The organism is Riemerella anatipestifer ATCC 11845 = DSM 15868 (genome assembly GCF_000252855.1).
GTDB lineage: Bacteria > Bacteroidota > Bacteroidia > Flavobacteriales > Weeksellaceae > Riemerella > Riemerella anatipestifera.
In genome coordinates this window covers 274,417-300,818 of record NC_017045.1, presented here as the reverse complement: position 1 = coordinate 300,818, position 26,402 = coordinate 274,417, and the positions used below count along the sequence as shown (strand labels likewise).

Annotated in this window: 28 protein-coding genes; 19 read left to right on the top strand and 9 right to left on the bottom strand. The window is 33.4% G+C overall.

What is annotated here, in order from left to right; translation table 11 throughout:
- Positions 1-3: 3 nt before the first annotated feature.
- Both RA0C_RS01605 and holA read right to left on the bottom strand, forming a co-directional pair.
- Positions 4-1,026, bottom strand: coding sequence for a glutaminyl-peptide cyclotransferase (locus RA0C_RS01605; protein WP_004919094.1), 1,023 nt, complete (start codon positions 1,024-1,026; stop codon positions 4-6).
- 29 nt (positions 1,027-1,055) lie between these two features.
- Positions 1,056-2,093: a DNA polymerase III subunit delta gene (gene holA, locus RA0C_RS01600; protein WP_004919096.1), complete on the bottom strand. Its 1,038-nt coding sequence runs from the start codon at positions 2,091-2,093 to the stop codon at positions 1,056-1,058.
- 4 nt (positions 2,094-2,097) lie between these two features.
- On the opposite strand from holA, the gene RA0C_RS01595 reads away from it, so the two are divergent.
- The 17 genes from RA0C_RS01595 to RA0C_RS01515 all read left to right on the top strand — a co-directional run bounded on the left by RA0C_RS01595 (position 2,098) and on the right by RA0C_RS01515 (position 19,341).
- Entirely contained in the window at positions 2,098-2,535 is a 438-nt protein-coding gene (locus RA0C_RS01595) for a type I restriction enzyme HsdR N-terminal domain-containing protein (protein WP_004919098.1), read from the top strand.
- Between the two features lie 69 nt (positions 2,536-2,604).
- Positions 2,605-5,100, top strand: a complete 2,496-nt coding sequence (locus RA0C_RS01590) for an FtsK/SpoIIIE family DNA translocase (protein ID WP_004919100.1) — start codon at positions 2,605-2,607, stop codon at positions 5,098-5,100.
- 11 nt (positions 5,101-5,111) lie between these two features.
- Complete coding sequence (locus RA0C_RS01585) at positions 5,112-5,759, top strand: LolA family protein (protein ID WP_004919104.1); 648 nt, start codon at positions 5,112-5,114, stop codon at positions 5,757-5,759.
- A 12-nt stretch (positions 5,760-5,771) separates the two neighbouring features.
- Positions 5,772-6,527, top strand: coding sequence for a DUF4476 domain-containing protein (locus RA0C_RS01580; RefSeq protein WP_004919106.1), 756 nt, complete (start codon positions 5,772-5,774; stop codon positions 6,525-6,527).
- 83 nt (positions 6,528-6,610) lie between these two features.
- Positions 6,611-8,065 (top strand): LptF/LptG family permease, encoded by a 1,455-nt coding sequence (locus tag RA0C_RS01575; RefSeq protein ID WP_004919108.1) that lies wholly within the window; start codon positions 6,611-6,613, stop codon positions 8,063-8,065.
- A gap of 173 nt (positions 8,066-8,238) precedes the next feature.
- Positions 8,239-9,090 (top strand): energy transducer TonB, encoded by an 852-nt coding sequence (locus RA0C_RS01570; protein WP_004919109.1) that lies wholly within the window; start codon positions 8,239-8,241, stop codon positions 9,088-9,090.
- A 167-nt stretch (positions 9,091-9,257) separates the two neighbouring features.
- A complete protein-coding gene (locus RA0C_RS01565; protein WP_004919110.1) occupies positions 9,258-10,031 on the top strand; it encodes a ParA family protein in 774 nt (257 codons plus the stop codon).
- Between the two features lie 26 nt (positions 10,032-10,057).
- The gene (locus RA0C_RS01560; RefSeq protein WP_004919111.1) at positions 10,058-10,948 is read left to right on the top strand and encodes a ParB/RepB/Spo0J family partition protein; all 891 of its coding nucleotides are present in this window, start codon (positions 10,058-10,060) and stop codon (positions 10,946-10,948) included.
- A gap of 4 nt (positions 10,949-10,952) precedes the next feature.
- Positions 10,953-11,549, top strand: coding sequence for a DUF5683 domain-containing protein (locus RA0C_RS01555; RefSeq protein ID WP_013446695.1), 597 nt, complete (start codon positions 10,953-10,955; stop codon positions 11,547-11,549).
- Positions 11,550-11,561: 12 nt separating this feature from the next.
- On the top strand, positions 11,562-12,260 hold the full coding sequence (gene dapB, locus RA0C_RS01550) for a 4-hydroxy-tetrahydrodipicolinate reductase (RefSeq protein WP_004919114.1): 699 nt from the start codon (positions 11,562-11,564) through the stop codon (positions 12,258-12,260).
- 32 nt (positions 12,261-12,292) lie between these two features.
- The gene (lepB, locus tag RA0C_RS01545; protein ID WP_004919116.1) at positions 12,293-13,903 is read left to right on the top strand and encodes a signal peptidase I; all 1,611 of its coding nucleotides are present in this window, start codon (positions 12,293-12,295) and stop codon (positions 13,901-13,903) included.
- A complete protein-coding gene (locus tag RA0C_RS01540) occupies positions 13,904-14,512 on the top strand; it encodes a WbqC family protein (RefSeq protein ID WP_004919117.1) in 609 nt (202 codons plus the stop codon).
- Positions 14,513-14,566: 54 nt separating this feature from the next.
- The gene (locus RA0C_RS01535) at positions 14,567-16,258 is read left to right on the top strand and encodes a S8 family serine peptidase (RefSeq protein WP_013446694.1); all 1,692 of its coding nucleotides are present in this window, start codon (positions 14,567-14,569) and stop codon (positions 16,256-16,258) included.
- 131 nt (positions 16,259-16,389) lie between these two features.
- Positions 16,390-16,932 carry an RNA polymerase sigma factor gene (locus RA0C_RS01530; RefSeq protein WP_004919120.1) on the top strand — a complete coding sequence of 181 codons (543 nt, stop codon included), beginning with the start codon at positions 16,390-16,392 and terminating at the stop codon, positions 16,930-16,932.
- A complete protein-coding gene (locus tag RA0C_RS01525) occupies positions 16,922-17,596 on the top strand; it encodes a hypothetical protein (protein ID WP_004919122.1) in 675 nt (224 codons plus the stop codon). The genes RA0C_RS01530 and RA0C_RS01525 overlap by 11 nt, the downstream gene beginning before the upstream one ends.
- Before the next feature lie 31 nt (positions 17,597-17,627).
- The gene (locus RA0C_RS01520; protein WP_004919123.1) at positions 17,628-18,698 is read left to right on the top strand and encodes a porin family protein; all 1,071 of its coding nucleotides are present in this window, start codon (positions 17,628-17,630) and stop codon (positions 18,696-18,698) included.
- 70 nt (positions 18,699-18,768) lie between these two features.
- Positions 18,769-19,341 (top strand): YceI family protein, encoded by a 573-nt coding sequence (locus RA0C_RS01515; protein WP_004919126.1) that lies wholly within the window; start codon positions 18,769-18,771, stop codon positions 19,339-19,341.
- An 80-nt stretch (positions 19,342-19,421) separates the two neighbouring features.
- Here the strand turns inward: RA0C_RS01515 and uraH are convergent, their stop codons facing one another.
- The 7 genes from uraH to RA0C_RS10440 all read right to left on the bottom strand — a co-directional run bounded on the left by uraH (position 19,422) and on the right by RA0C_RS10440 (position 24,294).
- A complete protein-coding gene (uraH, locus tag RA0C_RS01510) occupies positions 19,422-19,832 on the bottom strand; it encodes a hydroxyisourate hydrolase (protein WP_013446693.1) in 411 nt (136 codons plus the stop codon).
- 94 nt (positions 19,833-19,926) lie between these two features.
- Positions 19,927-20,433, bottom strand: coding sequence for a GlcG/HbpS family heme-binding protein (locus tag RA0C_RS01505; protein WP_004919130.1), 507 nt, complete (start codon positions 20,431-20,433; stop codon positions 19,927-19,929).
- Complete coding sequence (locus RA0C_RS01500) at positions 20,430-20,885, bottom strand: GlcG/HbpS family heme-binding protein (RefSeq protein WP_228481919.1); 456 nt, start codon at positions 20,883-20,885, stop codon at positions 20,430-20,432. The genes RA0C_RS01505 and RA0C_RS01500 overlap by 4 nt, the downstream gene beginning before the upstream one ends.
- Positions 20,886-21,529: 644 nt before the next feature.
- Positions 21,530-21,703, bottom strand: a complete 174-nt coding sequence (locus RA0C_RS10445) for a hypothetical protein (RefSeq protein ID WP_004919133.1) — start codon at positions 21,701-21,703, stop codon at positions 21,530-21,532.
- Between the two features lie 252 nt (positions 21,704-21,955).
- Positions 21,956-23,347: a tRNA uridine-5-carboxymethylaminomethyl(34) synthesis GTPase MnmE gene (mnmE, locus tag RA0C_RS01495; protein ID WP_013446692.1), complete on the bottom strand. Its 1,392-nt coding sequence runs from the start codon at positions 23,345-23,347 to the stop codon at positions 21,956-21,958.
- Positions 23,348-23,405: 58 nt separating this feature from the next.
- The gene (locus tag RA0C_RS01490) at positions 23,406-23,990 is read right to left on the bottom strand and encodes a Crp/Fnr family transcriptional regulator (protein ID WP_004919136.1); all 585 of its coding nucleotides are present in this window, start codon (positions 23,988-23,990) and stop codon (positions 23,406-23,408) included.
- 157 nt (positions 23,991-24,147) lie between these two features.
- Positions 24,148-24,294, bottom strand: coding sequence for a hypothetical protein (locus tag RA0C_RS10440; protein WP_004919138.1), 147 nt, complete (start codon positions 24,292-24,294; stop codon positions 24,148-24,150).
- A gap of 123 nt (positions 24,295-24,417) precedes the next feature.
- Here RA0C_RS10440 and RA0C_RS01485 point away from each other — a divergent pair, with 123 nt between their 5' ends.
- Entirely contained in the window at positions 24,418-25,614 is a 1,197-nt protein-coding gene (locus RA0C_RS01485; protein WP_004919140.1) for a pyridoxal phosphate-dependent aminotransferase, read from the top strand.
- 124 nt (positions 25,615-25,738) lie between these two features.
- Positions 25,739-26,371 (top strand): peroxiredoxin, encoded by a 633-nt coding sequence (locus RA0C_RS01480; protein WP_004919141.1) that lies wholly within the window; start codon positions 25,739-25,741, stop codon positions 26,369-26,371.
- Positions 26,372-26,402: the final 31 nt, after the last annotated feature.

The following is a 26,402-nucleotide window of genomic DNA, read 5'->3' as shown; positions in this document are numbered from 1 at the left end:
AAATTATTTAATCTTAACCTCGTAGATTTTATCCCAATTTTTCCCTGTAACTAGCATATTTTCACCTTTGAAGGCAATACCATTTAAGACATCATCTTCCCCTGCAGTATGTTTTTTAGCTATCTCCGAAAAATCAAATTTCCCTACCACTTCCCCTGTGTTTGGATTGATTTTCAGTATATACGGTTGTTGCCATACATTAGCGTAAATAAATCCTTGATGATACTCTAGTTCATTAAGTCGGTCATAAGCTTGGGTGTTTCCTGCTACGGCAATCTGTTTAGTAATTTCAGACGGGTTATTAGGGTTTAAGAAATAGAGATTTTTTGTTCCATCTGATAAAATAAGATTTTTACCATCATAGGTAAGTCCCCACCCCTCGCCTATTGCACCAGGATAAGGGAATTCTGATAAAAGTTTTAGACTAGCCTTATCATAAATAAACCCTTTCTTGTTTTGCCAAGTAAGTTGATAAACTTTATCGCCCACAATCGTAGAACCTTCCGAGAAAATTTCATTAGACTGTGGTGTTACCGCCAAAGGTGTTACACTTCCTAAATTATATTTTAAGATTCTAGAACTGCCATTTTGCCCATCACTTTCGTAAATGGTATTACCCTCTAACTGAAATCCTTGTACGAAGTTTTCGGTACTATGCGGATATTCGTTCACGATAGTATAGCTTAAATTTTGTTCTGGATTTTTAGCAAAAACATAGATAGTGGCGTCTTGAGTTAATGTTTCTCCACTTTTAGTTTTAATAACAAAAGATACCTCGTTATCACCTAGGCTAAAAACTTCAGGCGTAACCTTAAGGTCTGATATTTCCTTATCTCCAAAACTAATACTTATTGTTTCAGCGTTTTTGGTAACCTCTTCTGGAAGTTTAATAGCATCACCGAAATGATACCCTTTTTCTTCCATAGAAAGGTTATACTCATTAAGTGTATTTAATATCTCTTTATCTTTATTACAAGAGGCTAAAAGCATTAAGCCTAAACAAGCCACAATAATATTTTTTTTCATAATTAGAATCTTTATTTTTCAGTTTTTAATTATACTTTAACTTTTGTTTTATCTACATTCAAAATTTTATAAACCATTTCTTTAAGAAGCTCAGCGTCCGTCATATTTACCGCTCCTAGACCTTTACTTTTCATATCAAATTCTCTAAGAATGGATATAATTCTAGTAGCGTGTTTTAGCGGATAAAGTCTCGCCGAAGTTTCATAATCTTTAATAAAATAAGGATTAACGCCCATCTCTGCCGCAATACTCTGTGGCGACATACCTTTAAGACTATGAAAAACAATGAGGTTAGAAAAATAATTGTACAAACTACCCAACATCATCACAAACGGATTAGATTTTGGATTTTTACCGATGTAATAAGCTATTTTCATCGCTTGTTCTTCATTCTTCGTTCCTAATGCCTTTTGTAATTCAAATACATTATAATCTTTACTAATCCCAATATGTTTCTCTACAAGAAGGCTATTAAGTACCTCGCCTTCCTTTAAAATCAGTTTAAGTTTATTGATTTCATTAGCTATTCTAGAAAGGTCGTTTCCTAGATATTCGGCTAAAATTGTGGGAATATTAGGTTCTGCTTTCAGCCCTGCTCTAGAAATTTCATCTTGTATAAATTGAGGTAAATTCCAATCTTTGACAGGTTCACTAAGGAAAAGCATTTTATTCTTAGCCAAAGTTTTAGCAAACTTTTTTCTAGAATCTACTTTTTTATGCTTATGAGCAATTACCAAAATGGTAGACGGCACAGGATTATTAACATAGGCTTCTAGGGCTTCTGTTTCTTTTTCCGTAAGTCTAATATCTTGAGCCTCTTTGAGTACAATAAGCTGTCTGTCGCCCATCATTGGGAACTGCCTTGCCAGTGCCAATACTTCTGAATAAGTAGTATCCTTACCATAAACTACGGTCTGGTTAAATGCTTTTTCATCTTCTGTGAGGACTTCATTTTCGAAATGTTTTATCGCTACATCTATATAATAAGGCTCTTCCCCATGAAAAAAATAAATAGGGAGAAGTTCTTTATTTTTAATATTTTTGAGGATTATTTCTAACTCTTTCATAAAAATGCAACTTCCAAAACTTGATTTTAAGGAAATTTTTGATTTCCAGTTTAAGAAAGACAAAGATACATTTTTTATTTACGATTTACCAAGAAAATCGTGGTTGGTGCTTACACCTGAAGAATGGGTGCGACAACACTGGATACATTATTTCCACAAGACTAAAAGTTATCATCTTTCTGCCCTTATCACAGAACAAAAACTAGAGCTTAACGGAACAACAAAACGCCTAGATTTACTAGTTACAGAAAAGGCAAAACCTAAAATTTTAATAGAGTGCAAAGCTCCTTCCGTTCCTCTTACCGAAACCACTTTTGAACAAATTGCAAGATACAATAGCATTGTAAAATCTCCTGAAATTATTTTAAGTAATGGCGTGCAACACATCTATGCCAAATATGAGAATGAAAATTACACTTTCTACAAGAGAGAGTTATACTAATTTATAAGTAGTCTAGCCTATTTTGTCATTGTTAATTGTTAAATTTGCAATTCTTATAATTTTTAGAGTATGAATCCAAAACAAGATATAAAAACTCCTAGTAAAACCTTATCCAAAGGGCGTATTATTATAGGCGTAAGTTTAATTTTAATTTCTGCCATCTTAGTTCTTTCTTTCATTTCTTATTTGGGAAGTTGGAAGTCTGACCAAAGCCAAGCAGGAATGCTTACGGACAAATCTGTAAAATCTTCTAATTTTATAGGAAAATTCGGAGATTGGCTAGGGAATCTATTCATCTTTGAAAGTTTTGGAATAAGTGCGTTTATTATTGCTTTCTTAATCTTTATGCTAGGAACTTTAGTTCTTAAAAAGAAATACTTTAAACCTTTAAAAGCATTCTCTCATTCGTTATTTTTTATTTGTTGGTTGCCTATTTTTATTGGAGCCATTACCAAAGGCGAAGGTGTTTTAAGTGGTGTATATGGTTTCCAAATATATGATTATCTAAGCGTATTCATCGGAGATTTTGGACTTTGGCTTATCCTTATTACCAGTATTGCTTTGTACTTTGTTTTGGAGTTTAATCTTCGTCCGAGCGTTATTAAAGCTAAATTTGACAACCTTAACGATAAAGCGACTTCTACTCTAGAAAATATTAAAGCTAAAACAGGTTTCCAAGATGACGAAGACGATGAAGATTCTTCTGCTGAGGATACCACAGATTTAGACTCTGATGTAGATAATTTAGTTAAAGAAGAACCCACTAATAATATTATCTCTACTCCAAAAGTAGAAATTCCTACTAAAAAGGAAAATATCTCCTTTGATAATATCAATTTTGATTTAGAGCCTCAATCTACAGCCGAAATCATTGCGACACCTAACAAAACTTCGGAAACTAAAAAGGAAAATATTGTAGAAGTTTCTTTAGAATCAACTCCTAAGGAAGAGGTTTTAAATGATGATGATATTGATTTCAGCATAGAGAAAGTAGCTCCTGTGGAAGTTGTAGAAAGTGAAGATGTCGCTAGCGAATTAGTAAAAAAACACGGACTGTATGACCATAGACTAGAATTAGCTAAATTCCAAATGCCTAGCATTGAACTACTAGCCGATTATGGTAACGAAGAAATCACCATCAATAAAGAAGAACTAGAAGAAAACAAAAATAAAATTGTAGGACTTCTAAAAAACTTTAATGTAGGTATCGCACAGATAAAAGCAACCATCGGTCCTACCGTTACTCTCTACGAAATAGTACCAGAAGTAGGTACAAGAGTAGCGTCTATTAAAAAACTACAAGATGATATAGCTCTTAACCTTTCGGCGTTGGGGATTCGTATTATTGCACCTATGCCTGGTAAAGGGACAATAGGTATAGAAGTACCTAGAAAAAATGCTTCTATGGTATCTATGCGTTCGGTAATTGCCTCTCAAAAGTTCCAAACCACAGATATGGATTTGCCTATTGTATTCGGTAAAACCATTTCCAATGAGGTCTTTATGGCAGATTTAGCCAAAATGCCTCACCTCCTAATGGCAGGAGCTACAGGACAAGGTAAGTCTGTAGGAATCAATGCGATATTAGCGTCTTTACTTTATAAAAAACACCCTAGCGAACTTAAACTAGTGTTGGTTGACCCTAAAAAAGTGGAACTTTCGCTTTATTCCAAAATAGAAAGACACTATTTAGCCAAACTACCTGATACCGAGGAGGCTATACTTACAGATAATTCTAAGGTTATCAATACACTAAATTCTCTGTGTATTGAGATGGACAACAGATACGATTTACTTAAAAATGCTTTCTGTAGAAACCTTAAAGAGTACAATAAAAAATTCACCGAGAGAAAACTAAACCCAGAAAATGGGCACCGCTATTTACCTTATATTGTTTTGGTAGTAGATGAGTTTGCTGACCTTATTATGACGGCAGGTAAAGAGGTAGAACACCCTATTGCTCGTCTAGCACAGCTAGCTCGTGCAGTTGGGATTCATTTGATTATTGCAACCCAAAGACCATCGGTAAACGTCATCACAGGTATGATAAAGGCTAACTTCCCTGCTAGAGTATCTTTCCGTGTAAATGCAAGTGTGGATTCTAGAACGATATTAGACGCTACTGGTGCCGACCAACTCGTGGGTAAAGGAGATATGCTCTATACTAATGGGAACGATATTACACGCGTACAGTGTGCTTTTATAGATACACCTGAAGTTGAAAAAATAGCAGATTTCATAGGCGAGCAAAAAGGTTATCCTGACGCTTATGAATTACCTGAATATAATGGTGAAGACAATGGCAGTTCTAGTAGCGATTTTGACCCTAATGAAAAAGATGCCCTCTTCGAAGAAGCAGCAAGGATTGTAGTTTCCACACAACAAGGCTCTACTTCGATGTTGCAACGACAGCTCAAGTTGGGGTACAATAGAGCGGGCAGAATTGTAGACCAGCTAGAAGCATCTGGGATTTTAGGCAGTTTCAATGGTTCTAAAGCGAGGGAAGTCCTTATCCAAGATTTAACATCATTGGAACAGTTTTTGGAATCTATGAAACGAAATTAAAAAAACAATCTATGAAATCTATACTAAAAAAAACAGGGCTAGTCGTTTTATCTCTAGGAAGTATTTCTTACCTATCAGCTCAAAAAATTGATGCAAAAGCAAAGACTCTTCTTGATGGTGTATCGGCTAATTATAAATCTAAAAAGAATACTTATTTCAAATTTTTATACGGTTCCGGTAAAAATAAAGTTCAAAAATCAGAAACTGGCATCTTTTACTCCAACGGTTCTCAATACAAACTAAAAATAATGGGAACCGAACAGATATTTGACGGGAAAAAAGTTTACAATATCAGTGATGAAGACCAAGAGGTTACCATAGCTATGCCCAACAATGATACAACAATGTTTTCCCCTATAAACTACCTAGACGATTACAAAAAGGGCTACAATATTGAGTATCTAGGCAAAAAGAAAATCAGTACAGGCAAAGTAGCCGACTTAATAAGAATGAAACCCACTAAACAAGGTGAAATAAAATATGTTTATCTTTTTGTAGATGCTGGTAAAAAAGAACTCTTAAAACTAGAACAACAATCTAAGGATAATGATATTGCAGTGATTGATATTAAAGACTTTAAGTATAACCAAAATTTAAGTGTTGATATCTTTAGCTTTAATAAATCAAAATATCAAAACTACATCATTACTGAACTCTAAATATTTATACAAATGAAATCTTTAATATTAACATTAGGGCTTATCTCCTCCTTTGCTTTAGGGCAAAACCATAATTTTAAGAGAGAAATGCTTCCAAATGAAATAGAGACTCAAAAGCTCAATCGTATTAAAAATGATTTTTATAGAAATAAAGATAATGATTATAGCAAAGCTAATACTTATGCAGAGTTGTTTATAAGAGTTCCTAACCCTAATTATAGGAGATACACCATTAGTATTTCTGACCAGACTATTGAAAACAGGACAGGTTTCTTTAGGTTCTTTGATTTGGAGGCGGGCAGACATCAGCTTACGGTACTTAGAAACGGTATTCCTATTTACAAAACTGTAGTATTTTTGAGAAACAATCAGCGTTCTTTATTAGATTTTTATCCTTTTGAAGGTCTATTTCTAGTAGATGAAATACCTATACAGCAGGAATACCCTGAATATCCCAATTGGAGACCAAACGAAAATGTAATGAACTCCACCGAATTTCAACAATTTTTGGAATATTTCAAAAAACAAAATTTTGATGACAATAAAAAGGAGGTATTTTTAGTTCAAAGTCAGACCACCAGCTTCACTTCCCAACAAGTATTAGAACTCACAAAGATAATGAATTTTGATAAAGGAAGGCTAGAAGTTGCCAAAGCTGCTTACATCTATTGTCCCGACCCACAAAACTATTACATAGTCTCGGAAGGGTTTTCTTTCAGAAACTCTAAGACGGAACTTTCTGACTTTATACTAAAAAATAGACGCTAAAAATTATTATTAAAAAAACTATAAAAATTGCCACAGAGGTTTTATCTTTGTGGCTTTTAAATTGATTTTGTAATCATAAACATATGCTGAAAAAACTAGATCGCTATATCATTAAAACTTTTTTTGGACCGTTTTTGTTCATATTCAGCGTATTGTTTTTTATTTTCTTGGTTAATATCATTTGGATTAAACTCTATCAGTTTACAGGAAAAGGGCTTTCTCCCTTTGAAATAGGCAAACTTTTGTTCTATATGGGCGTTAGCGTAGTTAATATGGTACTCCCTCTTACGGTACTCCTTTCTTCCATAATGACCTTCGGAGCATTTGGTGAACGCTATGAACTCGCAGCAATGAAAGCGGCAGGTATCTCGTTATTTAGAATTATGCGTCCGCTCATATTCGTTGTAACGCTACTCTCCATCATTTTATTTATCTTTTCTAATAATGTAATTCCAGATTTCAACAGAAAAGCCAAAAATATGCTCTACAATATTGCGGTTACCAAACCTGCACTCAACTTTACTGCAGGTCAATTTATCGGAGCAATACCTGGAGCATCTGTAAAATTTGATAAAATTTCTGGAGAAAATGGCGAGAATTTAGAAGGCATCATCATCCATAAAGAAGTAAATGGAAACAATCCACAACAAACTATTATTGCTCCTAAAGGGAAGTTTGTACCTGCACAAAACAGAAACTATCTAAAACTCATCTTATATAAAGGTTATGTTTATGAAGATGAAAATACTAGCTACAATTATAATGAAAGGACTAAACAACCTAACAAAAGTATAAAATTCGATAGTTTAGTAGCCCATTTTGACGTAAGTGAACTTGTAAACAAAGCCATAGAAGAAGAAAAAATTACCGAAAATTATCAATTCCAAACCTATCTAGACATCAATGGTTCTATCGCTCAGCTAGAAAAAGAGCAAAAGACTAGGTTTGATAATATTAGTAACGAGCTAGTGGCTCAGAATAATTTTTATGTCAATTATTTAGATAAATCAAAAAATAAAAAAGCTACACAACCTTTTAAAATTGATACGCTAAAAAAAGAGAAGAAAATAGAGATTCTTTATAATGCATATCAAAAAATAAACACTCTTAAAGAGGACAAAAAAAGCAATAAAGACCCTGAGTTATACGAGATGCTTAAACAACGTAGCAAGATGATTATGTATCAGCAGAGGATACTTTCATTCTCCATTACTTGCATCATATTTTTCCTTATTGGTTCTAGCTTGGGCTCCATCATTAGGAAAGGAGGCATTGGCTTTCCTGTGGTTATTGCGATTGTCATATTCATTATTTTTTATGTTCTTAACTTAACCGTTGAAAATCTATCTTGGAAAGGGAAACTCAACCCTTATTTAGCAGCATGGCTCCCAAACTTAATACTAGCTCCTCTAGGTATATGGTTTACTGTAAAAGCACTTACAGATTCGCAAATTTTAGATGCTGAAAAGTATAAAGCTTTCTTTAAACCTATAATACAGAAATTCTCAAAGAATCAAGAGCATAAGAGGTATCAATAGATAGTAAGATATGTTTATTTACATCTAAAATATACTTTTAAGAATATCATTTTACATATTTAAAATTAATTTTGGCAATAAAATTGATTGCCACAAATTACTTTTTGCAAAAAGCCTCAAAACTAATAATCATTTGTAGATTTATTTAGTATTAATTTTAAATTTTATGACAAATGATAACTTTTTCACAAAACCAAAACGAACAAAAAGCTCTAAATGAGCTCTTATTTGCGGGTAGAAATAAAGCTTATGGGGCCTATTCTCTCAGAGCAGAAGCTGATTATTATCTCAAAAAGGCTTTATTTTCAGGAGTAGCTGTATTTGGAGTTTTCATTGGAGGAACCTATGCTTATTTGCAAACAAAAAAAGTACATATTACTACCAATAAAGGCGTAGAAATAGAGATAAAACCTATTGACCCTGTAATAAAAGAAGATAAAGTAGTAAAACCCATCATACCAAAAGTACAATCGGTTAAGAAAATTGAAAAAACAGTAGAAGTTAAAACAGCGGATACTCGTGTCCCTACACCTACGGCTAATCCGCCTATAGAAAAACCTTTACCAAGTGTTAAAACTCTACAAACAGCGGCATCTGGTTTTGAAAATAAAGAAGGAATTATATCTACCACTAGTATTGCACCTACCAAACCTAACATTGGAAATGGAACAGTTACTAATAATACAGTGCCAGAAGTAGTTAAACCCAATAATGTTATAGAAACCGTAGTGGACGAAGATGCTGTATTTATGGGAGGTATAGATTCTTTTAGAGCTAAAGTAAGCGAGAATTTTGATTATGAAGCAATGGCTGGAGAGGAAGGTCTTGTAAAAGCAATGGTAACATTTGTGGTAGAAAGAGATGGTACTATTACCAATGTGAAAGCGGAGGGACAAAACAATATGTTTAATAAGGAAGCTGAAAAAGCCATAAAATCTGTCAAAGGAAAATGGACTCCTGCTAAAATTAAGGGAGAGGCAGTACGTTCTTACTTCAGAATTCCTGTATCTATAAAGTTTGAATGATAAATAATTACAATTTTTGACCAATCAATTATCCACAATTACCTTAAAATTGTGGATAATTTTTTATAAGTTTAAAGTATTCATTACAAACAAATTAACATATTTTTATATTTTGAAAATTGAGACTGCATTAAAAAAATTGTATTTTTGGGACTTAAATCAAAAATATGGGTAAAATAATAGGTGTTGCTAATCAGAAAGGAGGTGTAGGGAAAACTACAACTTCCGTGAATTTGGCTGCGGCATTAGGCGTTTTAGAGAAAAAAGTTTTGATTATAGATGCAGATCCTCAGGCCAATGCTACTTCTGGACTAGGCATAGAGGAAGTACAGTATTCTACTTACAATCTTTTGGAACACAGCGTTACCGCTAAAGAATGTATTGTGCCTACGAGTTCTCCTAATTTAGACATTATTCCGTCTCACATAGATTTAGTTGCTGCCGAGATAGAGCTTGTAGATAGAGACAACAGAGAGTACATGCTAAAACAAGCTCTAGAAGAAGTTAAAGACGATTATGACTACATCATTATAGATTGTGCTCCTAGCTTAGGGCTTATCACAGTCAATGCACTTACTTCCGCAGACTCTGTTATTATTCCTATCCAATGTGAGTATTATGCGCTGGAAGGTTTAGGTAAACTACTTAATACCATCAAAAACGTCCAAAATATACACAACCCTAATTTGGATATAGAAGGACTTCTTCTAACAATGTATGATGGTAGGCTTAGACTATCCAACCAAGTCGTAGAAGAGGTAAACACCCATTTCCCTGATATGGTTTTTGAAACCGTTATCAACCGTAATGTAAGGCTTAGTGAAGCACCTAGTTTTGGAGAAAGTATCCTAATGTACGATGCCGAGAGTAAAGGTGCTATACAATACATACAACTTGCTGAGGAAGTTTTACTTAAAAACGAAGAAAAAGTATCAAACTAAAAATATTAAATCTAAATCATTATTAAATGAAAGATAAAAAAAGAGCCATGGGGCGAGGTTTAGGAGCGATATTAAATGCTGAAAAAAAGGCAACCATAAACACTGCTACAGACGAAGGTGCGAAGCAGATTATGGGAAGTATCGTAGAGATTAACATAGAAGATATTTATCCTAACCCTAACCAGCCTAGAACTTACTTTGACGAAGACGCTCTTAATCAGTTAGCACAATCTATCAAAAACCTAGGAGTGATACAACCTATCACGCTTAGAAAAGACGGTGCTAGATTTGAAATTATTTCAGGGGAACGAAGATACCGAGCTTCCCAGATAGCAGGATTAAAAACTATACCTGCTTATATTCGTTTGGTAAACGACCAAGAGCTCCTAGAAATGGCTCTTGTGGAAAATATCCAAAGAGAAGATTTAGATGCTATTGAAATTGCTTTAACTTACCAAAGGTTGCTTGAAGAAATAGGTATGACACAGGAAAACCTAAGTCAGCGTATTGGTAAAGAAAGAAGTACGATTACTAATTATATCCGCCTTCTAAGATTAAGCCCAGAAGTACAAGGAGCTATTAGAACTGGAGCCATTTCAGCAGGACACGGAAGAGCCATTATAAGCCTTCAAGACGAAAAGCTACAACAAGAGTTATTTGATAAAATCATCAAAGAACAACTTAATGTCCGCCAAGCTGAAGCCGTAGCATCTGGACTAAAAAATCCTAAAGAGAGAAAAAATAAAGTAGAAAGAGAGCTTCCTAACCATTTAAAAAGAACTCAAAAATCCCTTTCTGATTTGCTAGACATAAAGGTAGATATTAAAGCCTCTGCCAACGGGAAGAAAGGAAAAATAGTTTTTGATTTCAATAATGAAGAAGAGCTAGAACGAATTTTAAATGCTTTTGAAAAATAATTTAATGTCTAAGGTTTTTAGTTTTTTAGCTTTATTATTCGTTTCGCTAGGGTTAGCTCAGAACACTAATGTAGATACTCTTCATATTTCCAAAACAGAGACTGAGGTAGTACAAGAAATAGAAAAAGCTAATGCTAATAAATCTATTCTCAAAACTTACAATCCCACACTTTCAGGGCTTTATTCTGCGGTGTTACCAGGTTTAGGGCAGTATTACAACAAAAAATATTGGAAAATCCCTATTGTATGGGGTGCGGTAGGTACTAGCGTGGGCATTGCCATTTGGAATCAAAACAATTACGAACGCTACCGAAAAGCCTTTGTAGCAGAGCTTAACAATCAGCCGCACGAATTTTCTGGCATTAGTGGTGTAGATGCTACCGTTCTTGGAAATACGCAAGACCGTATGAAACGCCAAAGAGATTATGCCATCGCCATTTCGGCAGGAATTTACATACTTAATATTATTGATGCCGTTGTGGACGCTCATCTACACGAACAAAGAAACGACCCAGATTTAGCCATTGCTCCTACTCTACTCAGTGACCAATGGGGCTTACAAAACGGAAAATTAGGGTTTTCACTCAATTATAGATTTTAAAAAACAAAACTTATGAAAATTGCACTAGTAGGATATGGTAAAATGGGGAAAATTATAGACCAAATAGCCACCCAAAGAGGACATCAAGTGGTCGCTAGGCTTAATGAATCTCCTACCCTAGAAAATCTTAATCAGCCCGATGTGGTAATAGAATTTTCTAATCCAGAAGTCGCTTTCGAAAATATCAAAACTTGTCTTGAACTTAATATTCCTGTAGTTTGTGGTACAACAGGGTGGTTAGAAAGAAAGCCTGAAATAGAAAAAATAGCAGAAGGCAACAAAACTGCATTTTTATATGGGTCTAACTTTAGTCTTGGAGTTAATTTATTTTTTGAACTAAATGAAAGACTTGCTCAACTAATGAATAACTTTGGAGAATACGGTTGTCAGTTAGAAGAAATTCATCATACCCACAAAAAAGATGCTCCTAGTGGCACGGCAATTAGCTTAGCAGAAGGCATTATAAAACATACTGATTTTGACAGTTGGAAACTAGACGAAACTAAAGATAAAGCCTTAGGCATTACAGCCATAAGAGAAGACGAAGTACCTGGTACTCACAGTGTGTTCTATCGTTCCGAAGTTGATGAAATTGAAATAAAACATACTGCTTTTAACCGAAATGGATTTGCACTAGGGGCTGTAATTGCTTCCGAGTGGATTATAGGCAAGCAAGGAAACTTCAGTATGAAAGATGTTCTATTTCAATAAATAATGATTAAATTCAATAAAAAAATAAACCAATGGATTATATATTAAAATATACCGTTTTTGTACTCATTCTTTCTGTACTAATGGGTGTTTCTACATGGAAACTGTTTAAGAAAATGGGATACAATCCTATTTTTGCTTTTATACCATTTTATAACTACTTTATAGTTTTAAAAGAAACCGAACAGCCGAAATGGTGGGTAGTATTATCCTACTTCCCTATTGTAGGTCCTATTATGATGTCTGTTTTTCACTTACATCTTATGAAGAAGTTCGGGAAAACAGATATTGTAAGTCAAATTCTTACGGTAGTATTGCCATTTATCTATATGGCAACGGTTAACTACAGTCCTAAAACTGAAATTGAAGAAAAAGATACCTTCTATCTAAGTGGAGAAGAAAAAGAAGAGAAAAAAGAATCTTTCTTAGGTTCTATTACCTTTGCGGCAGTGTTTGCTACAGTAATACATACTTTCATTACTCAGCCGTTTGGTATTCCTACGGGATCTATGGAGCGTACTTTGTTAGTGGGAGATTTCTTGTTTGTTAATAAACTCAACTATGGCTACAGAATGCCGATGAGACCTTTAGCTATACCATTTTTGCAAGGAACAATAATAGATACGGGAGAACCTAAAAATCCAAAAGACGACCCTAAGTCTTATGTAGAAACCGTTAAATTACCTTATTTTAGACTACCTGGTTGGGAGAAAGTAGAGCGTAATGATATTGTGGTATTCAACTATCCACAAGATTCTGTGCATACCGCTATAGACCGAAAAGATGCCTATGTGAAAAGATGTGTAGCTGTAGGCGGTGATGTCTTAGAGGTTAAAAAAGGGAGACTTTTCATCAATGGTAAGCCAGAGGTTATTCTGGGCGACCAAGAAAACCAAGTTTCTTATCTTGTATATACTTCTCAGCAGATAGATGTTAATCAACTTTGGAATCGTTTGGGATATTTACCTTTACAAGAAGGAGCTACTACTGATGGCTATGTTTACCATTTCCAAGGGCTTACAGATAAGTTATTAGCAGATATTAAACAACTCCCTGAATTTGTAAAAGCGGAAGAAATACTTTCTGAAAAAGGTGAAAAAACAATTTCTTACCTTAATCCTCAACAGACTAAAATTGATACCACTAATACCATTTTCCCAATCAATAAAAACTGGAATCAAGACTGGTACGGACCTATTAGAATTCCTAAAAAAGGTGATGTGGTAAAAATCAATCAAGAAACACTTCCTGAATACCAATGGATTATTTCTAAATATGAACATAATAAACTAGAGAACAAAAACGGGAAAATTTACATCAATGGTAAAGAAGCTAATGAGTACACCATCAAACAAGATTATTACTTTATGATGGGTGATAACCGTGATGCTTCGTTAGACGCAAGATTTTTCGGATTTGTACCAGAAGAATACATTGTAGGAAAACCAATGTTTACTTGGATGAGCTTGCAAGGTGTCTTTGATGAAGGACCTAAAAAAATAAGATGGGACAGAATGTTTAAAGCTACTAATACAGGAGAGGCTAACAAAACTTCTTATTGGTGGATAGCTGCTATCATTCTTGGATTATTTTTCGGTTGGGAGTATATTTCTAAATTATTCAAAAAGAAAAAAGACGACTAGATGAAACTATTACCTTTGTTTTACCTCCCTCCTATTTCTTGGTGGTCAGAGTTTTTGTCGGAAGAACCTATAATTCTAGAACAACACGAAAACTTTCCAAAACAAACCTACAGAAATAGAGCTAATATTTATGGTGCTAATGGTAAACTATCCCTTAGTATTCCAATAAAACATAATGGGAAAAGAGCTTTGAAAGATTTGGAAATTTCCTATGACGAAAATTGGCAGAGTTTGCATTGGAAATCTATAAAAATAGCTTACCAGACTTCGCCTTATTTTGAGTTTTATGAGTCTAAACTGGAAAAAATATTTCAATCTAAAGAAACTTATTTAAAAGATTTTAATTTAAAGGCTCTAGAAGTAATTCAAGATATTTTAAAGACAGATAAAACCTTTCAGCTTTCCGAAAGCTACGAGAAAGAAATTGAAGGAGAAGATTATAGAGACTGCTTTTCTGCCAAACAGCCTACTTCTTATGAAGTAAACGAATATTATCAAACCTTTTCTGATAAGTTAGGGTTTTTAGAAGATTTATCTATTTTAGATTTAATCTGTAACATTGGTCCAGAAGCCACGACTTATATTAGAAATGTTAAACTAAAAAATTAAAATGGTATAATACTTGAAAGTCGGTATTATATAAGTCTTAAAAAATAGAAAACAATGAAGAAAATAATGATTGCTGCTTTATTTCTAGCAGGACTGAATTTAACTTTAGCACAAGAAAAAAGAGATAAAGACACAGAAACTTGGTATCACAAAGATTTCTCCGCGACTAATGTTTATGGAGTAAATACCAACAATGCCTATAAATTTTTAGAATCTAAAGGTTTAAAGCCTAAAACTGTGGTTGTAGGTGTATTAGATAGTGGCGTAGAAGTAGACCACCCAGGATTGGCAAAAAATATGTGGAAAAACCCTAATGAAGTTCCTAATAATGGGATAGATGATGATGGTAATGGTTACATAGACGATATCCACGGTTGGAATTTTATGGGAGGAAGAACAGCCGATGTAGATGTAGATAATCTAGAAGTAACTAGAGTGGTTAAGAAATACAAGCCTATCTTTGAAGGTGATGACTCTTCTAAAAACAAAGCTAATCAAGCTCAAATGCCTGAAGAGTTTGAAATGTATATGAAATCCAAAGAGATTTTCAACAAAAAAGGAATTGAAGCTCAACAAAGTTTCCAATACTACTCTCAGTTTAAATCTAGAATTTCTGCCATTGCTAAAGTTCTAGGAGATAAAACTTTAACTGCAGAAAATTTAGCTACTATAAAACCTACTTCTCAAGAGGAAGCAATGTATTTGCAGATACTCAACCAAATGGCAGCATCTAAAGAAATGCAAGGCAAAACTTCTAAAGAAGTAGAAGAAACTTTAAGCAAAGAGATTAACGATGCTTTAAAGCATTTTGAAACGCAGGCCACCAAGCAATATAATCTAGATTTTGATACAAGACAAGAAATCGTAGGAGATAACTACGAAGACTATTCTGAAAAGTACTACGGTAACAACCATTACGAAGGTCCAGATGCTCAGCACGGAACTCATGTGGCTGGTATTATTGCTGGATATCCTCATGGTAAAGAAGTACAGTATGGTGTAGCATCTAAGGTAGCTAAGATAATGACCGTAAGAGCGGTACCAGACGGAGACGAAAGAGATAAAGATGTGGCTAATGCTATTAGATATGCTGTAGATAATGGAGCTAAAATCTTAAACATGAGCTTTGGGAAACCTGTTTCTCCAGGCAAAAAATATGTTTGGGACGCCTTTAAATACGCTCAAGAAAAAGGAGTACTCCTTGTAAAAGCTGCAGGTAACGAAAACGAAAACATAGAAGAAAATGTGTACTATCCTACTAACTTCTACAAACCAACTGATGAAAAACCTTTCATAAACAACATGATAGTAGTTGGAGCTAGTACAAATGACAATGAGTTTCTAAGAGCTGGTTTCTCTAACTACAATGGTAAAATGGTAGATGTATTTGCTCCTGGAGATAAAATTTACTCTACAGTTCCAGATGGTAAATACGAATATCTACAAGGTACTTCTATGGCTTCGCCAGTAGTAGCAGGTGCAGCGGCGGTGCTTTTGGCTTATATGCCTAACCTTACTCCAGAGCAGATTATAGAGTCATTAGTAAAAACGGCTAATAAATCTACCGTAAATGCTATGATTAACTCAAATACTAACAATCGTTTTGATTTAATTTCTAGAGCAGGTGGCGTTATAGATACTTACAAAGCTGCAGAATATGCTTACAATAATTTCTACAAAACTACTCAGAAGTCAGAAACGCCAAAAGCAACTAAAACAACTACAAAAAAGAGAGTGAGAAAATAATATTTTCTTAGTTTTATTTTAATCAATAGAAGTCATCAAAAATTTTTGATGACTTTTTTTATTTTTTAATTTTCAGATGAGGCAACCTTTTTATTATTTTGCCGTCTTATGAATAGAAGAAACTAATAACCGTGATTTCAAAAGAGATTTTTAACTTATTAAAACAAAACAACCGACTGGCACAAAAGCAAGTTTATGATGCTTTTTCGGGTAAAATGTTAGCCATAGCAAAATCTTACACTAACAATTTATCCGATGCGGAAGATGCTTTATTAAAGGCTTTTTATACTGTTTTCACTAAAATAGATACTTGTAAGGGAGCAGAGTTTTTTCCTTTTTGGTTAAGAAGAATTGTTATAAATGAAGCCATTAGCATCGTACGAAAACAGAAACACATTTTATACATAGAGAAAGATATTAACGATGACCTACAAGACGAACCAGAAGATACAGAAACACAAAATCATTTATTGGATATTCCGATAGAAGAGTTGTTATCAGAAATGCCATTGGGCTATAAACTTGTATTTAATCTGTATGTGTTTGAAGAAAAAAAACACTCCGAAATTGCAGAAATCCTCAACATAAAAGAAGGAACTAGCAAAAGTCAATTTAATAAAGCTAAAAAGTGGCTCAAAGAATTCATCACTCAAAAACAATCTTATGGAAAATAAAAATTTAAAGCATAGCTACGAAAACCTTTCCGAAAAGCCTTCTCCTATGCTATGGGAAAAGCTAGAAGAAAAATTAGAAACAAACGAAAAAACAACTCCTATCTTCAGCATCAAAAAAATGATGAGATATGCTGCTGTGTTTTTAGTTTTAGTCAGCCTTGGAAGTTTATTATGGAAATTAAATACACCTAGCATTCCAGAGCATAACAACGCTATTGTTTCTAATCCAACTACCACTACAAAAACATCAGTGGAAAGTACTACCGAAAGCACCACTCCACAAGAAAATTTACTAATAGAAGGAAATTTTGAAACAGAAATTAAACATCAACTAAAAGTAGAAAAAAATAATTATCAAGCTATTGCTAAAAATAACTTTGCACATAAAGATAGTTTAAGAATAAAAAATTTAGGAAATACTCCATCTAATTCTGAAGTTTTAGCTAAATCGACTGAACAAAAAAAGGAAGAAACTTATGTAACAGCAGACCTATTGCTTTTTGGCAGAGAAATAGGCAAAGAAAAGAGAAATCAATCAGAAAGTAAATCTAAACTTGGAAAAGTAGATGATAAAAACACTAAAGAATCTGCCTTCCCTATTGAAATTAAAGAACCCAAAGAAGTGGAAATTCTCGGTGTAAAAGTGTATTCAAAAGAAAAATAATATAAAATTTAGATTAAAAACTTATCACATTATGAAAACTCAAATTTTATTATTTAGCACCATAGTATGCGCTGCTATGGCATTTGCTCAGGAAAACAAACTGAAAACTTACAGCAAAAAAGTAGATAGCATTGTACTATCGGAAAAACAGCTTATGAATAAAGAAATAGATTCTTTGGAAATTCTTTATTCCGAAAAAAAACTTTCACACGAAAACCTTTTGAACCAAAAGTCAGAAATTGCCCGTAAGTACGAACAACGCATTAACACCAAAATCCAAGAAGAGAAAAAAACTTTAGAAGAATTTACTAAAGAACAGGTAAGACACAGAGTACTTTCTCCTAAAAATGATACTATAAGAGGCTTTTTTGTCATAAGAAAAAACAGCATAGATATTAAATCTAGCAAAAAGAAAACCCCAGCGTCATTGCTTAAAAAATCTAGTATATCTGTCTCCTACGCCTTTCTCAACCTAACTGAAAATACAGGAAGTCTTAATCCGTTTGAAACCACTTCTAATATGCGTATAGGCAATTCTCACAGCTTTGAAATACAAGCCAGAAAGGAAAGACAAATAGGCAATACCACCAGTCCATTATTCATTCGTTACGGATTAGCATATAGATCAGATACCTATATGCCGAAACATCCTCTAGTTTTTCAACAAGAAAATAGACATCTCCAACTATCAGAATTCCAAGAAGGCTCTTTAAAACGCTCCAAACTACGCCACGCCTATCTTACATTTCCTGTAGAGTTTCAGTATGTGCTGAACCCTAGCTATACAGAATACAAAGGGAAATCTTATCTAGATAATAGCAAAAAACAATGGCGTATAGGCTTTGGAGCTTACGGAGGCATCAACCTAAGAAGTTTAATTAAAGTGAAATATTACAACGAAGGCGGACAGTTCAAAAAATACCAAAACAAAGTGGATTATGGTGTAAATTCGTTTTTGTTCGGAGCTAAATTTAGTCTAGGTTATGGAAGTTTCAATCTTTTTATTAAAAAAGACTTTACTCCAATATTCAACGATGACGCTCTTATCCCTTCTAAAAACGGAATACAAATCGGCTTAGATATTATGAACCTCAATTTCTAAATTTCTTAACATAGGTCAATAATTTAGAATTAGAATAAATGTATATTTGCATTAGTAAAATCATTAAACAATGAAAAAAATAGCATTATTATTCGTTATGGCAGGTGGGCTACTTACAGCTCAGACCAAAAATCTAAAAGTAGAAAAAGCCAATATTAACTGGTGGGGCTATAAGGTGATGAAATCCGACGCTTCCTCTCACAATGGAACACTAAATCTAAAAAATGGTACTGTGGTACTAAAGAAAAACCAACTTGCAGGAGGTACTTTCGTTTTGGATATGACAAGCATCAACGCGACCGATCTCACAGGAGAACGCCAAACCAAACTGAATGACCACCTTAAAAATGGAGATTTTTTTGAAGTAGAAAAATATCCTACGGGGAGTTTTAAAATCACTTCTCTTAAAAAGACAGGAAAGGCAGATTACAACTACCTTGTTACGGGAGCACTTACCGTAAAGGGCAAAACCAATACCGTAACTTTCCCTGCAAAGGTAAGCGTAAACAAAGAGGGAGTTTCCTTAACTTCGGATAAGTTCTCTATTGATAGACAAAAGTGGGATATAGCTTACCAATCTTCTATGAAAGATGTAGTCATCAAAGACGATATGGATTTGCAAGTAAGTTTTACAGCTAAATAACTATTTTAAATTTAATTTAACAAAAAAATCCAAGAAGTAAACTCTTGGATTTTTTGTTAATTTTAAGATAGTGATAACTATTAATTACCTCGATATGTTGAGTAGCCATATGGACTTAAAGTTATTGGAACATGATAATGACTATTATCTTTTATTTCAAATACTACTTCAATAAATGGGTAAAAACTTTTTTGTCCTAATTTGTCAAAATAAGGTTTTGTAAAATAAGTTAACCTATAAATTCCTTGATGATTTATATCTTTCTCTTCCTTCAAAAAATCTCTAATTCGCCCATTTGAATCGGTTATTTTTTCATCAACTTTTATCCAATTACCTGTATTATTCATTTTTGACAGACTAATCGTAACTCCAGAAGCTGGTTGTCCCTGAGTAATATCCAAAATATGACTTGATAACTGGTATTTTGCTTCTTGTGCAAACATAAAACTTGTAAAAGCAAGTATTAATACTAAGAAAGAACTCTTTTTCATAATATATAAATTTAAAAAATTAGTTACCATTTAATCTCCCTATTGATATACTTTATTGCTATTTTTAGTACAAAAATCTACCTTTTTTGAAATTTTAATCTAACCTATTTATTTGGTTTGTCTCAATTGCTAATATCCCCACTTTTGCAAGCCTCACATCTTCAATACCATGTGCTCCCCCTACACCAATTCCTCCTACGACTTCTCCACCTAACCAAATAGGGATTCCCCCGTCTAAGATTAAAATATTCTCATCCAAATAACGAATATCTTCGGGTATAGTTCCATTTTTGATACCCTGAGCGATCTCAGCTGTTTCTCTTTTTTGAGAAGTTGCGGTAAATGCTTTTTTGTAACTAGCTCTTAAGGTATGTATACCAGCATTATGATGCCTAAGTACAGCTAATGTCTGCCCCGATCGATCCACGACGGTTACACTTATCTGATATCCATTTCTAATAGCTTCCATAAACGACTTTTGTGCTATTTGTATAGCCATTTCACTCGTTAATATGGGCTTATATAAAACTTTTAATTGAGCATTTAGCATATTACAGCTCAACAATATAAAACAAAAAAAACTTAAAGTAATATTTTTCATCGTTGAATTGTAAAACCTAAATTTTCTACTGATTTTTTAGCAATATTATGATCATTCTCTCCACTTCCTCCTCCTGATATACCAATACTACCTACTAGAATCCCACTTTTCCAAATTGGCACACCTCCCCCTAGCAATAGTAGCTCAGGAAGAGTGTTTAAGTTTTGAGCCGTCGGATCAGATGCCGCTTTTTGCATCAGATCCCAACTGGAAGTCTTAGTTGAAGCAGATGTATAGGCCTTTCTTCGTGAAGCTTCAGTATTATGAACCCCTACATCATCTCCTTTCAATAGTAGAAGTGTAACTCCAGATGAGTCTAGCACAGCTATAGATATCTTTTTATTTAATTTCTGAGCTTCTAAATTTGCCTGTTCAGCTAATTTTAATGCTCCCTCTTGTGTCAAACGTTGACTAACATTAGTAGTCTGTGCAATTAATAGATTAGTTACCATCCAAAATAACATACCAATAAATACCTTCGCTTTCATTTTGACTTTATTTAGAGTTAGATATTATATCATACATTCAACTAAGTATTCACCAAATTATAGGTGTTTACATTGAGAAACTTAATATTTTTTATAGCAATTTACTATAAATTAAATATTTATAAACTATTTCAAAACATTATCAAGAGTTATCTCCTCCTTATGTATTGTCAAAGTTATACAAACTTTTAGTAAATATTAAATGATAATATCACTCGTCACCATTGAGGTTATCAATTAAATATAATCAAACTTTTCTATAATGTTTTGGGATTCTATTGGATTACCTAAACTTACCAAAGTACCAATTATCGTAGTAGGAGGAATTCTGTCTTTTGTTTTATATATATGCCAACAGATATAACAATGCCTCTGATGTCAGTAATATAAAACGTTTAATATCTGTATTCCAAGTAATTTCGTTAATAAAAATTTGATTTAAACTAATTACTTACGATAATAAATCCTACTTTCTTATAGCCATCATTATTTAGTTTTGGACAATAATAATTGATATACTCTTTTATCGCTCTGTCATCTATTCCCAAACTATAACCACTAGAATAGGCTTAGATCTACCAAAAAAGCGGTGTTATCTACTCTAAATTTTATGCATCGGAATTTCTTCCATTCCCTTGATCCAAAATTTCCACCTCAAAATCTAATTGTTTAAAAATTTCGGCAACCAACTTTTCATAAGCACTTCCTTTGGACGATGAGGAGGCTATAAATGTCTTCCCACAATGCTTACAAAGCCTATTAACTCTAATGTTGCTACTCATTTACACTTTTTGTTTGGTTACCTGTTAATAATTTCGCTCAGTATTTGCCATTAGGTAATTCCACCATCACCACCCTAAAAGTACCCCAATCCACCTTTGCAGACAACACTGTACCCCACATTACACCCTAAGAAAGTATCAAAATAAAACAAAAAGCATCAAAAGGTATCAAAAACTTTAAACGTAAAATACTGTAATTTAGATAATTAAACATATAAGATGTTTATTTTTAAATTATTGCAAAAACATAGGCTATTTTCCAATACAAAATTTCCCAAAGATATTGCCTAACACTTCATCATTGGTAAACTCTCCAGAAATTTCACCAAGATACTCCATAGCGGCACGAAGTTCGTAGGCTAAAAGTTCAGTAGAAATTCTATTTGTGATGGCTTCTTCCACTTTTTGTACCGAAAGAAGCGATTTTTGTAATGCTTCTTGATGACGCTGATTGGTAATAATGGTACTTTCAGAAGTTTTTAATTCCTCTATATAAGATACCAGTTCGTTTTTTAAAATTTCTATATTCTTTTCTTCCTTAGCCGAAATTCCCAAAATGGTTTGAGTAAAATTAGGAACGAGAACCTCTTTTAACTGTTTCCAAAAATCATTGATTTCTGTTTCATTACTAGAATCTATTTTATTTTGGAGTAAAATAACCTTAAGGTCTGGACGCTCTAAAGAGGTAATGAAATTTATAATTTCGTTAGGAGTACTGTCTTTTATATCAAATAAATATAGTAGAATATCTGCTGTATTTATTTTTTCTTTAGCCTTTTCTACACCTATGCTCTCCACTCTGTCGGCGGTATCTCTAATTCCTGCAGTATCTATAAATCTAAAGGCGTGTCCACCAATATGCAATACTTCTTCTATAGTATCTCTAGTAGTTCCTGCAATATCAGAAACTATGGCTCTTTCCTCCTTTAGTAAAGCATTTAGCAAGGTAGATTTTCCTGCATTGGGCTTACCAATAATAGCTACTTGAACTCCATTTTTAACGGCATTTCCGTATTGGAAACTTTCTAATAAACCACCAAGTTTAGACTTTAATTTTTGTAATAATTGAGTCAATTCAGTTCGGTCAGCAAATTCTACATCTTCTTCAGCAAAATCAAGCTCAAGTTCTATAAGAGAAGTAAAATTAAGTAAATCATTCCGTAAAATAGAAATCTCATTAGATATACCACCTTTGAGTTGGTTTAGGGCTACTTTTCTTGCTGCCTCACTTTCAGAAGCTATAAGGTCTGCTATAGACTCGGCTTGAGAAAGATCTATCCTACCATTCAAAAAGGCTCTCATACTAAACTCTCCAGCCTTAGCCATTCTGCAACCGTTGGCTATCAATAAATCTAAAATCCTTTTACCAATGAAAGGCGACCCATGAAACGAAATCTCTACGGAATCCTCTGTAGTAAAGCTTTTTGGAGCTTTAAAAATACTTATCATAACTTCATCTATCACTTCCTCGCCCTGGACTATAAATCCGTAATGAAGCGTGTGAGAGTCAACTTTAGTTAAATCTTTCCCTTTGAAAATAGTATTTGTAATGTTAATAGAGTTATCTCCTGAAACTCTAATAATGCCTATGGCTCCTACTCCATTGGCTGTAGCTAATGCACAAATGGTATCTTGCTGATTCATTCCGCAAATATAAGACTTAGAAAAATAATTTGGTTTTCTAAAGAAAGTTATCTTTAGATTAAAGTTTCCCTTTTTCTGCAATATTCTTTCTAACTCTGCTTAAACTTTCTGGGGTAATCCCTAAATAGGAAGCCACCATCCATTGTGGTACTCGTTGCAAAATATCGGGATACATTTTTATGAAATCTAAGTATCTTTCTTCGGCTGTTGCACCCAATAAGGAATTAACTCTGTTTTGTAAATTTCTGATGTGTTTTTGTAACAACATCTCTTGTGATGCTGCTGTTTGTGGAAACTTTTCTATTATTTGAGCAAAAAATGAAGGTTTTAGTAATAAGACTTGACTATCTTCCACTGCTTCTATATAGAATTTAGATTTTTCATCAAAGAATAAACTATTTCTGTCTGAAAGCAACCATTTTTCTGGAGCAAACTGAATGATGTGTTCTTTACCTTGGGTGTCTATAGAATACATTCTTAAAAGTCCGTTTTCTACAAAAACAGCCCATTTAGCCACCTCTCCTTCTCCTAATAAAAAGGTGTTTTTTTTAACATTTTTTATTTCGTATTCATCCTTACAAAAATCAAGACAAGTATCTGGTAAGTCTAAAATTTCTGACAAATGGTTTTCAAAGTTTATCATATTTGATATTTACAATAACGGGTAGTTAAATAATTTCAAACTTTAAAACTATTCAACGGCTTTTTTGTTTCATTATACTTTTTTATAGCTTAGGTTTATTTCAAAATTCACAGCTGTTTTGCAGTATAACTTAGTTTAAAGAAATTTTATACAGAGTTTAATTATTCACACATCCCTTTAAAGCATCTGCACCGAAATAAAATACAGCTAACCAAACCAACCCTTTTGCGGTAAAGAAGATTAGTCCTCCCCAACCTACTCGTTTAAGCCATTTTTTAAATTTAGAATCAGAAGTGTTATTCATTGCGATGATATTTTTAGCAAAAATAATTATTTATTTTGATTTAACTTAGCTTTACATTTAAGCCATAAATATGGTGAAATGTTTAATCAAAATCCGTAATTTTGTTGCTAATAAAAATATACTATGAGCAAATTATCTAAACGCGTTGAGAGACTGAGCTATTCCCAAACCTTTGTAATGTCTAATAAAGCCCGTGCTATGAAAGCGAAAGGTATAGATGTTATTAGTATGACTTTGGGGGAACCCGATTTTGATGTTCCTGAAAAAATAAAATTAGCTGCTAAAAAAGCTATTGATGATAATTATAGTCATTACTCTCCTATAACAGGATTTCCTGAACTTAGACAAGCTATTTGTAATAAGTTAAAAAGAGATAATAATTTGGAGTACTCTCCTAGTCAAATTTGTGTTTCTACGGGAGCTAAACAGTCCATTTCTAATGTATTAGCCGCTCTTATAGACGACGAAGATGAAGTCATTTTGCCTTCGCCATATTGGGTAAGCTACGACGAAATGGTAAGAATGATGGGTGGGAATTCCGTTTTTATAGAAACTTCTATAGAAACTGATTTTAAGGTAACTCCTAAACAAATAGAAGCTGCCATTACTCCAAAGACTAAAGCGATTTTATTTAGTTCGCCTTGTAATCCTTCTGGAAGTTTTTATACCTATGAAGAATTGGAAGCTATTGCTAATACTTTAGCTAAGTATCCAGAGATTGTGATAATTTCCGACGAAATTTATGAGTTTTTAAATTACGAAGGTAAACATACTTCTATAGCCCAGTTTCCACAAGTGTTTAATCAGACGGTAGTCATCAATGGTGTTTCTAAGGCTTATGCTATGACGGGCTGGAGAATAGGCTACTCTGCTGCTCCACAGTGGTTGGCATCTGCTTGCGATAAAATACAAGGGCAAGTAACTTCTGGGGCTAATACCATTGCACAAATTGCTTCTATTACGGCATTAGAAATGCAGCCATTAGAACTACAACCTATGATAGATAAGTTTAAAGAAAGAAGAAACCTAGCTCATCAACTTATATCCGAAATACCAGGTTTTAAATGTAATCTGCCTAAAGGTGCATTCTATCTTTTCCCTGATGTTTCTTACTATTTTGGAAAAACCTTGGGGGATACTACCATCAATAACTCTGATGATTTTGCGATGTTCCTTTTAGAAAAAGCTCATGTGGCTACTGTTGGAGGTGTATCATTTGGAGATACCAACTGTATTCGCTTATCTTACGCCACTTCCGATGAACAGATAATAGAAGCAATGAAGCGTATCAAAGAAACTTTAGCTAAATATAATGTTTAACTCATAAATTCTTTTTGATTGATAGATATTAACTATCAATAATAATGTAATTCATTAACTGAATCTTTTTATATCTGTAAAATTTGTAAAAGAAAAATTTAAATAACTCAAAAAATATAAAAATATGTCATTAGTAGGAAGACCTTTCCCAAACATTACAGTAGATGCAATGTCTGAAATGGGAGATAATCTAAGAATTAACATTCTAGAAGAAGCAACAAAAAATCAACAAAAAGTATTATTATTTTGGTATCCAAAAGATTTTACTTTTGTTTGTCCAACAGAATTACACGCTTTTCAAGAAGCTCTAGGTGAGTTTGAAAAGAGAAATACTAAAGTAATTGGTGCTTCTTGTGATACTAACGAAGTACACTTTGCTTGGTTAAACACACCTAAAGATAATGGTGGTATTGAGGGCGTTACTTACCCAATCTTAGCAGATACTCACAGACAACTAGCTAATGCTTTAGGAATTGTAGAGCAAGATTTTGATTATGATGAAGAAGGAAATGAAATTCTTTCAGGTTCAAATGTAACTTACAGAGCTACTTATTTGATAGATGAAACAGGAAAAATTTTCCACGAAGCAGTAAACGACATTCCTCTAGGTAGAAATGTAAAAGAGTTTTTAAGACTTATAGATGCCTATACTCACGTACAGAAGCACGGTGAAGTTTACCCTGCTAACTGGGAAGAAGGTAAAGAGGCTATGCATGCTGATAGAAAATCAACCGCAGAATATTTAGCAAAACACTAAAAATAGTAATTTAATAAAAAGAGGTTTGATT

Coding starts and splice junctions, on each gene's coding strand:
- RA0C_RS01605 (WP_004919094.1), bottom strand. CDS start 1,026: ATGAAAAAAAATATTATTGTGGCTTGTTTAGGCTTAATGCTTTTAGCC.
- holA (WP_004919096.1), bottom strand. CDS start 2,093: ATGAAAGAGTTAGAAATAATCCTCAAAAATATTAAAAATAAAGAACTT.
- RA0C_RS01595 (WP_004919098.1), top strand. CDS start 2,098: ATGCAACTTCCAAAACTTGATTTTAAGGAAATTTTTGATTTCCAGTTT.
- RA0C_RS01590 (WP_004919100.1), top strand. CDS start 2,605: ATGAATCCAAAACAAGATATAAAAACTCCTAGTAAAACCTTATCCAAA.
- RA0C_RS01585 (WP_004919104.1), top strand. CDS start 5,112: ATGAAATCTATACTAAAAAAAACAGGGCTAGTCGTTTTATCTCTAGGA.
- RA0C_RS01580 (WP_004919106.1), top strand. CDS start 5,772: ATGAAATCTTTAATATTAACATTAGGGCTTATCTCCTCCTTTGCTTTA.
- RA0C_RS01575 (WP_004919108.1), top strand. CDS start 6,611: ATGCTGAAAAAACTAGATCGCTATATCATTAAAACTTTTTTTGGACCG.
- RA0C_RS01570 (WP_004919109.1), top strand. CDS start 8,239: ATGATAACTTTTTCACAAAACCAAAACGAACAAAAAGCTCTAAATGAG.
- RA0C_RS01565 (WP_004919110.1), top strand. CDS start 9,258: ATGGGTAAAATAATAGGTGTTGCTAATCAGAAAGGAGGTGTAGGGAAA.
- RA0C_RS01560 (WP_004919111.1), top strand. CDS start 10,058: ATGAAAGATAAAAAAAGAGCCATGGGGCGAGGTTTAGGAGCGATATTA.
- RA0C_RS01555 (WP_013446695.1), top strand. CDS start 10,953: ATGTCTAAGGTTTTTAGTTTTTTAGCTTTATTATTCGTTTCGCTAGGG.
- dapB (WP_004919114.1), top strand. CDS start 11,562: ATGAAAATTGCACTAGTAGGATATGGTAAAATGGGGAAAATTATAGAC.
- lepB (WP_004919116.1), top strand. CDS start 12,293: ATGGATTATATATTAAAATATACCGTTTTTGTACTCATTCTTTCTGTA.
- RA0C_RS01540 (WP_004919117.1), top strand. CDS start 13,904: ATGAAACTATTACCTTTGTTTTACCTCCCTCCTATTTCTTGGTGGTCA.
- RA0C_RS01535 (WP_013446694.1), top strand. CDS start 14,567: ATGAAGAAAATAATGATTGCTGCTTTATTTCTAGCAGGACTGAATTTA.
- RA0C_RS01525 (WP_004919122.1), top strand. CDS start 16,922: ATGGAAAATAAAAATTTAAAGCATAGCTACGAAAACCTTTCCGAAAAG.
- RA0C_RS01520 (WP_004919123.1), top strand. CDS start 17,628: ATGAAAACTCAAATTTTATTATTTAGCACCATAGTATGCGCTGCTATG.
- RA0C_RS01515 (WP_004919126.1), top strand. CDS start 18,769: ATGAAAAAAATAGCATTATTATTCGTTATGGCAGGTGGGCTACTTACA.
- uraH (WP_013446693.1), bottom strand. CDS start 19,832: ATGAAAAAGAGTTCTTTCTTAGTATTAATACTTGCTTTTACAAGTTTT.
- RA0C_RS01505 (WP_004919130.1), bottom strand. CDS start 20,433: ATGAAAAATATTACTTTAAGTTTTTTTTGTTTTATATTGTTGAGCTGT.
- RA0C_RS01500 (WP_228481919.1), bottom strand. CDS start 20,885: ATGGTAACTAATCTATTAATTGCACAGACTACTAATGTTAGTCAACGT.
- RA0C_RS10445 (WP_004919133.1), bottom strand. CDS start 21,703: ATGAGTAGCAACATTAGAGTTAATAGGCTTTGTAAGCATTGTGGGAAG.
- mnmE (WP_013446692.1), bottom strand. CDS start 23,347: ATGAATCAGCAAGATACCATTTGTGCATTAGCTACAGCCAATGGAGTA.
- RA0C_RS01490 (WP_004919136.1), bottom strand. CDS start 23,990: ATGATAAACTTTGAAAACCATTTGTCAGAAATTTTAGACTTACCAGAT.
- RA0C_RS10440 (WP_004919138.1), bottom strand. CDS start 24,294: ATGAATAACACTTCTGATTCTAAATTTAAAAAATGGCTTAAACGAGTA.
- RA0C_RS01485 (WP_004919140.1), top strand. CDS start 24,418: ATGAGCAAATTATCTAAACGCGTTGAGAGACTGAGCTATTCCCAAACC.
- RA0C_RS01480 (WP_004919141.1), top strand. CDS start 25,739: ATGTCATTAGTAGGAAGACCTTTCCCAAACATTACAGTAGATGCAATG.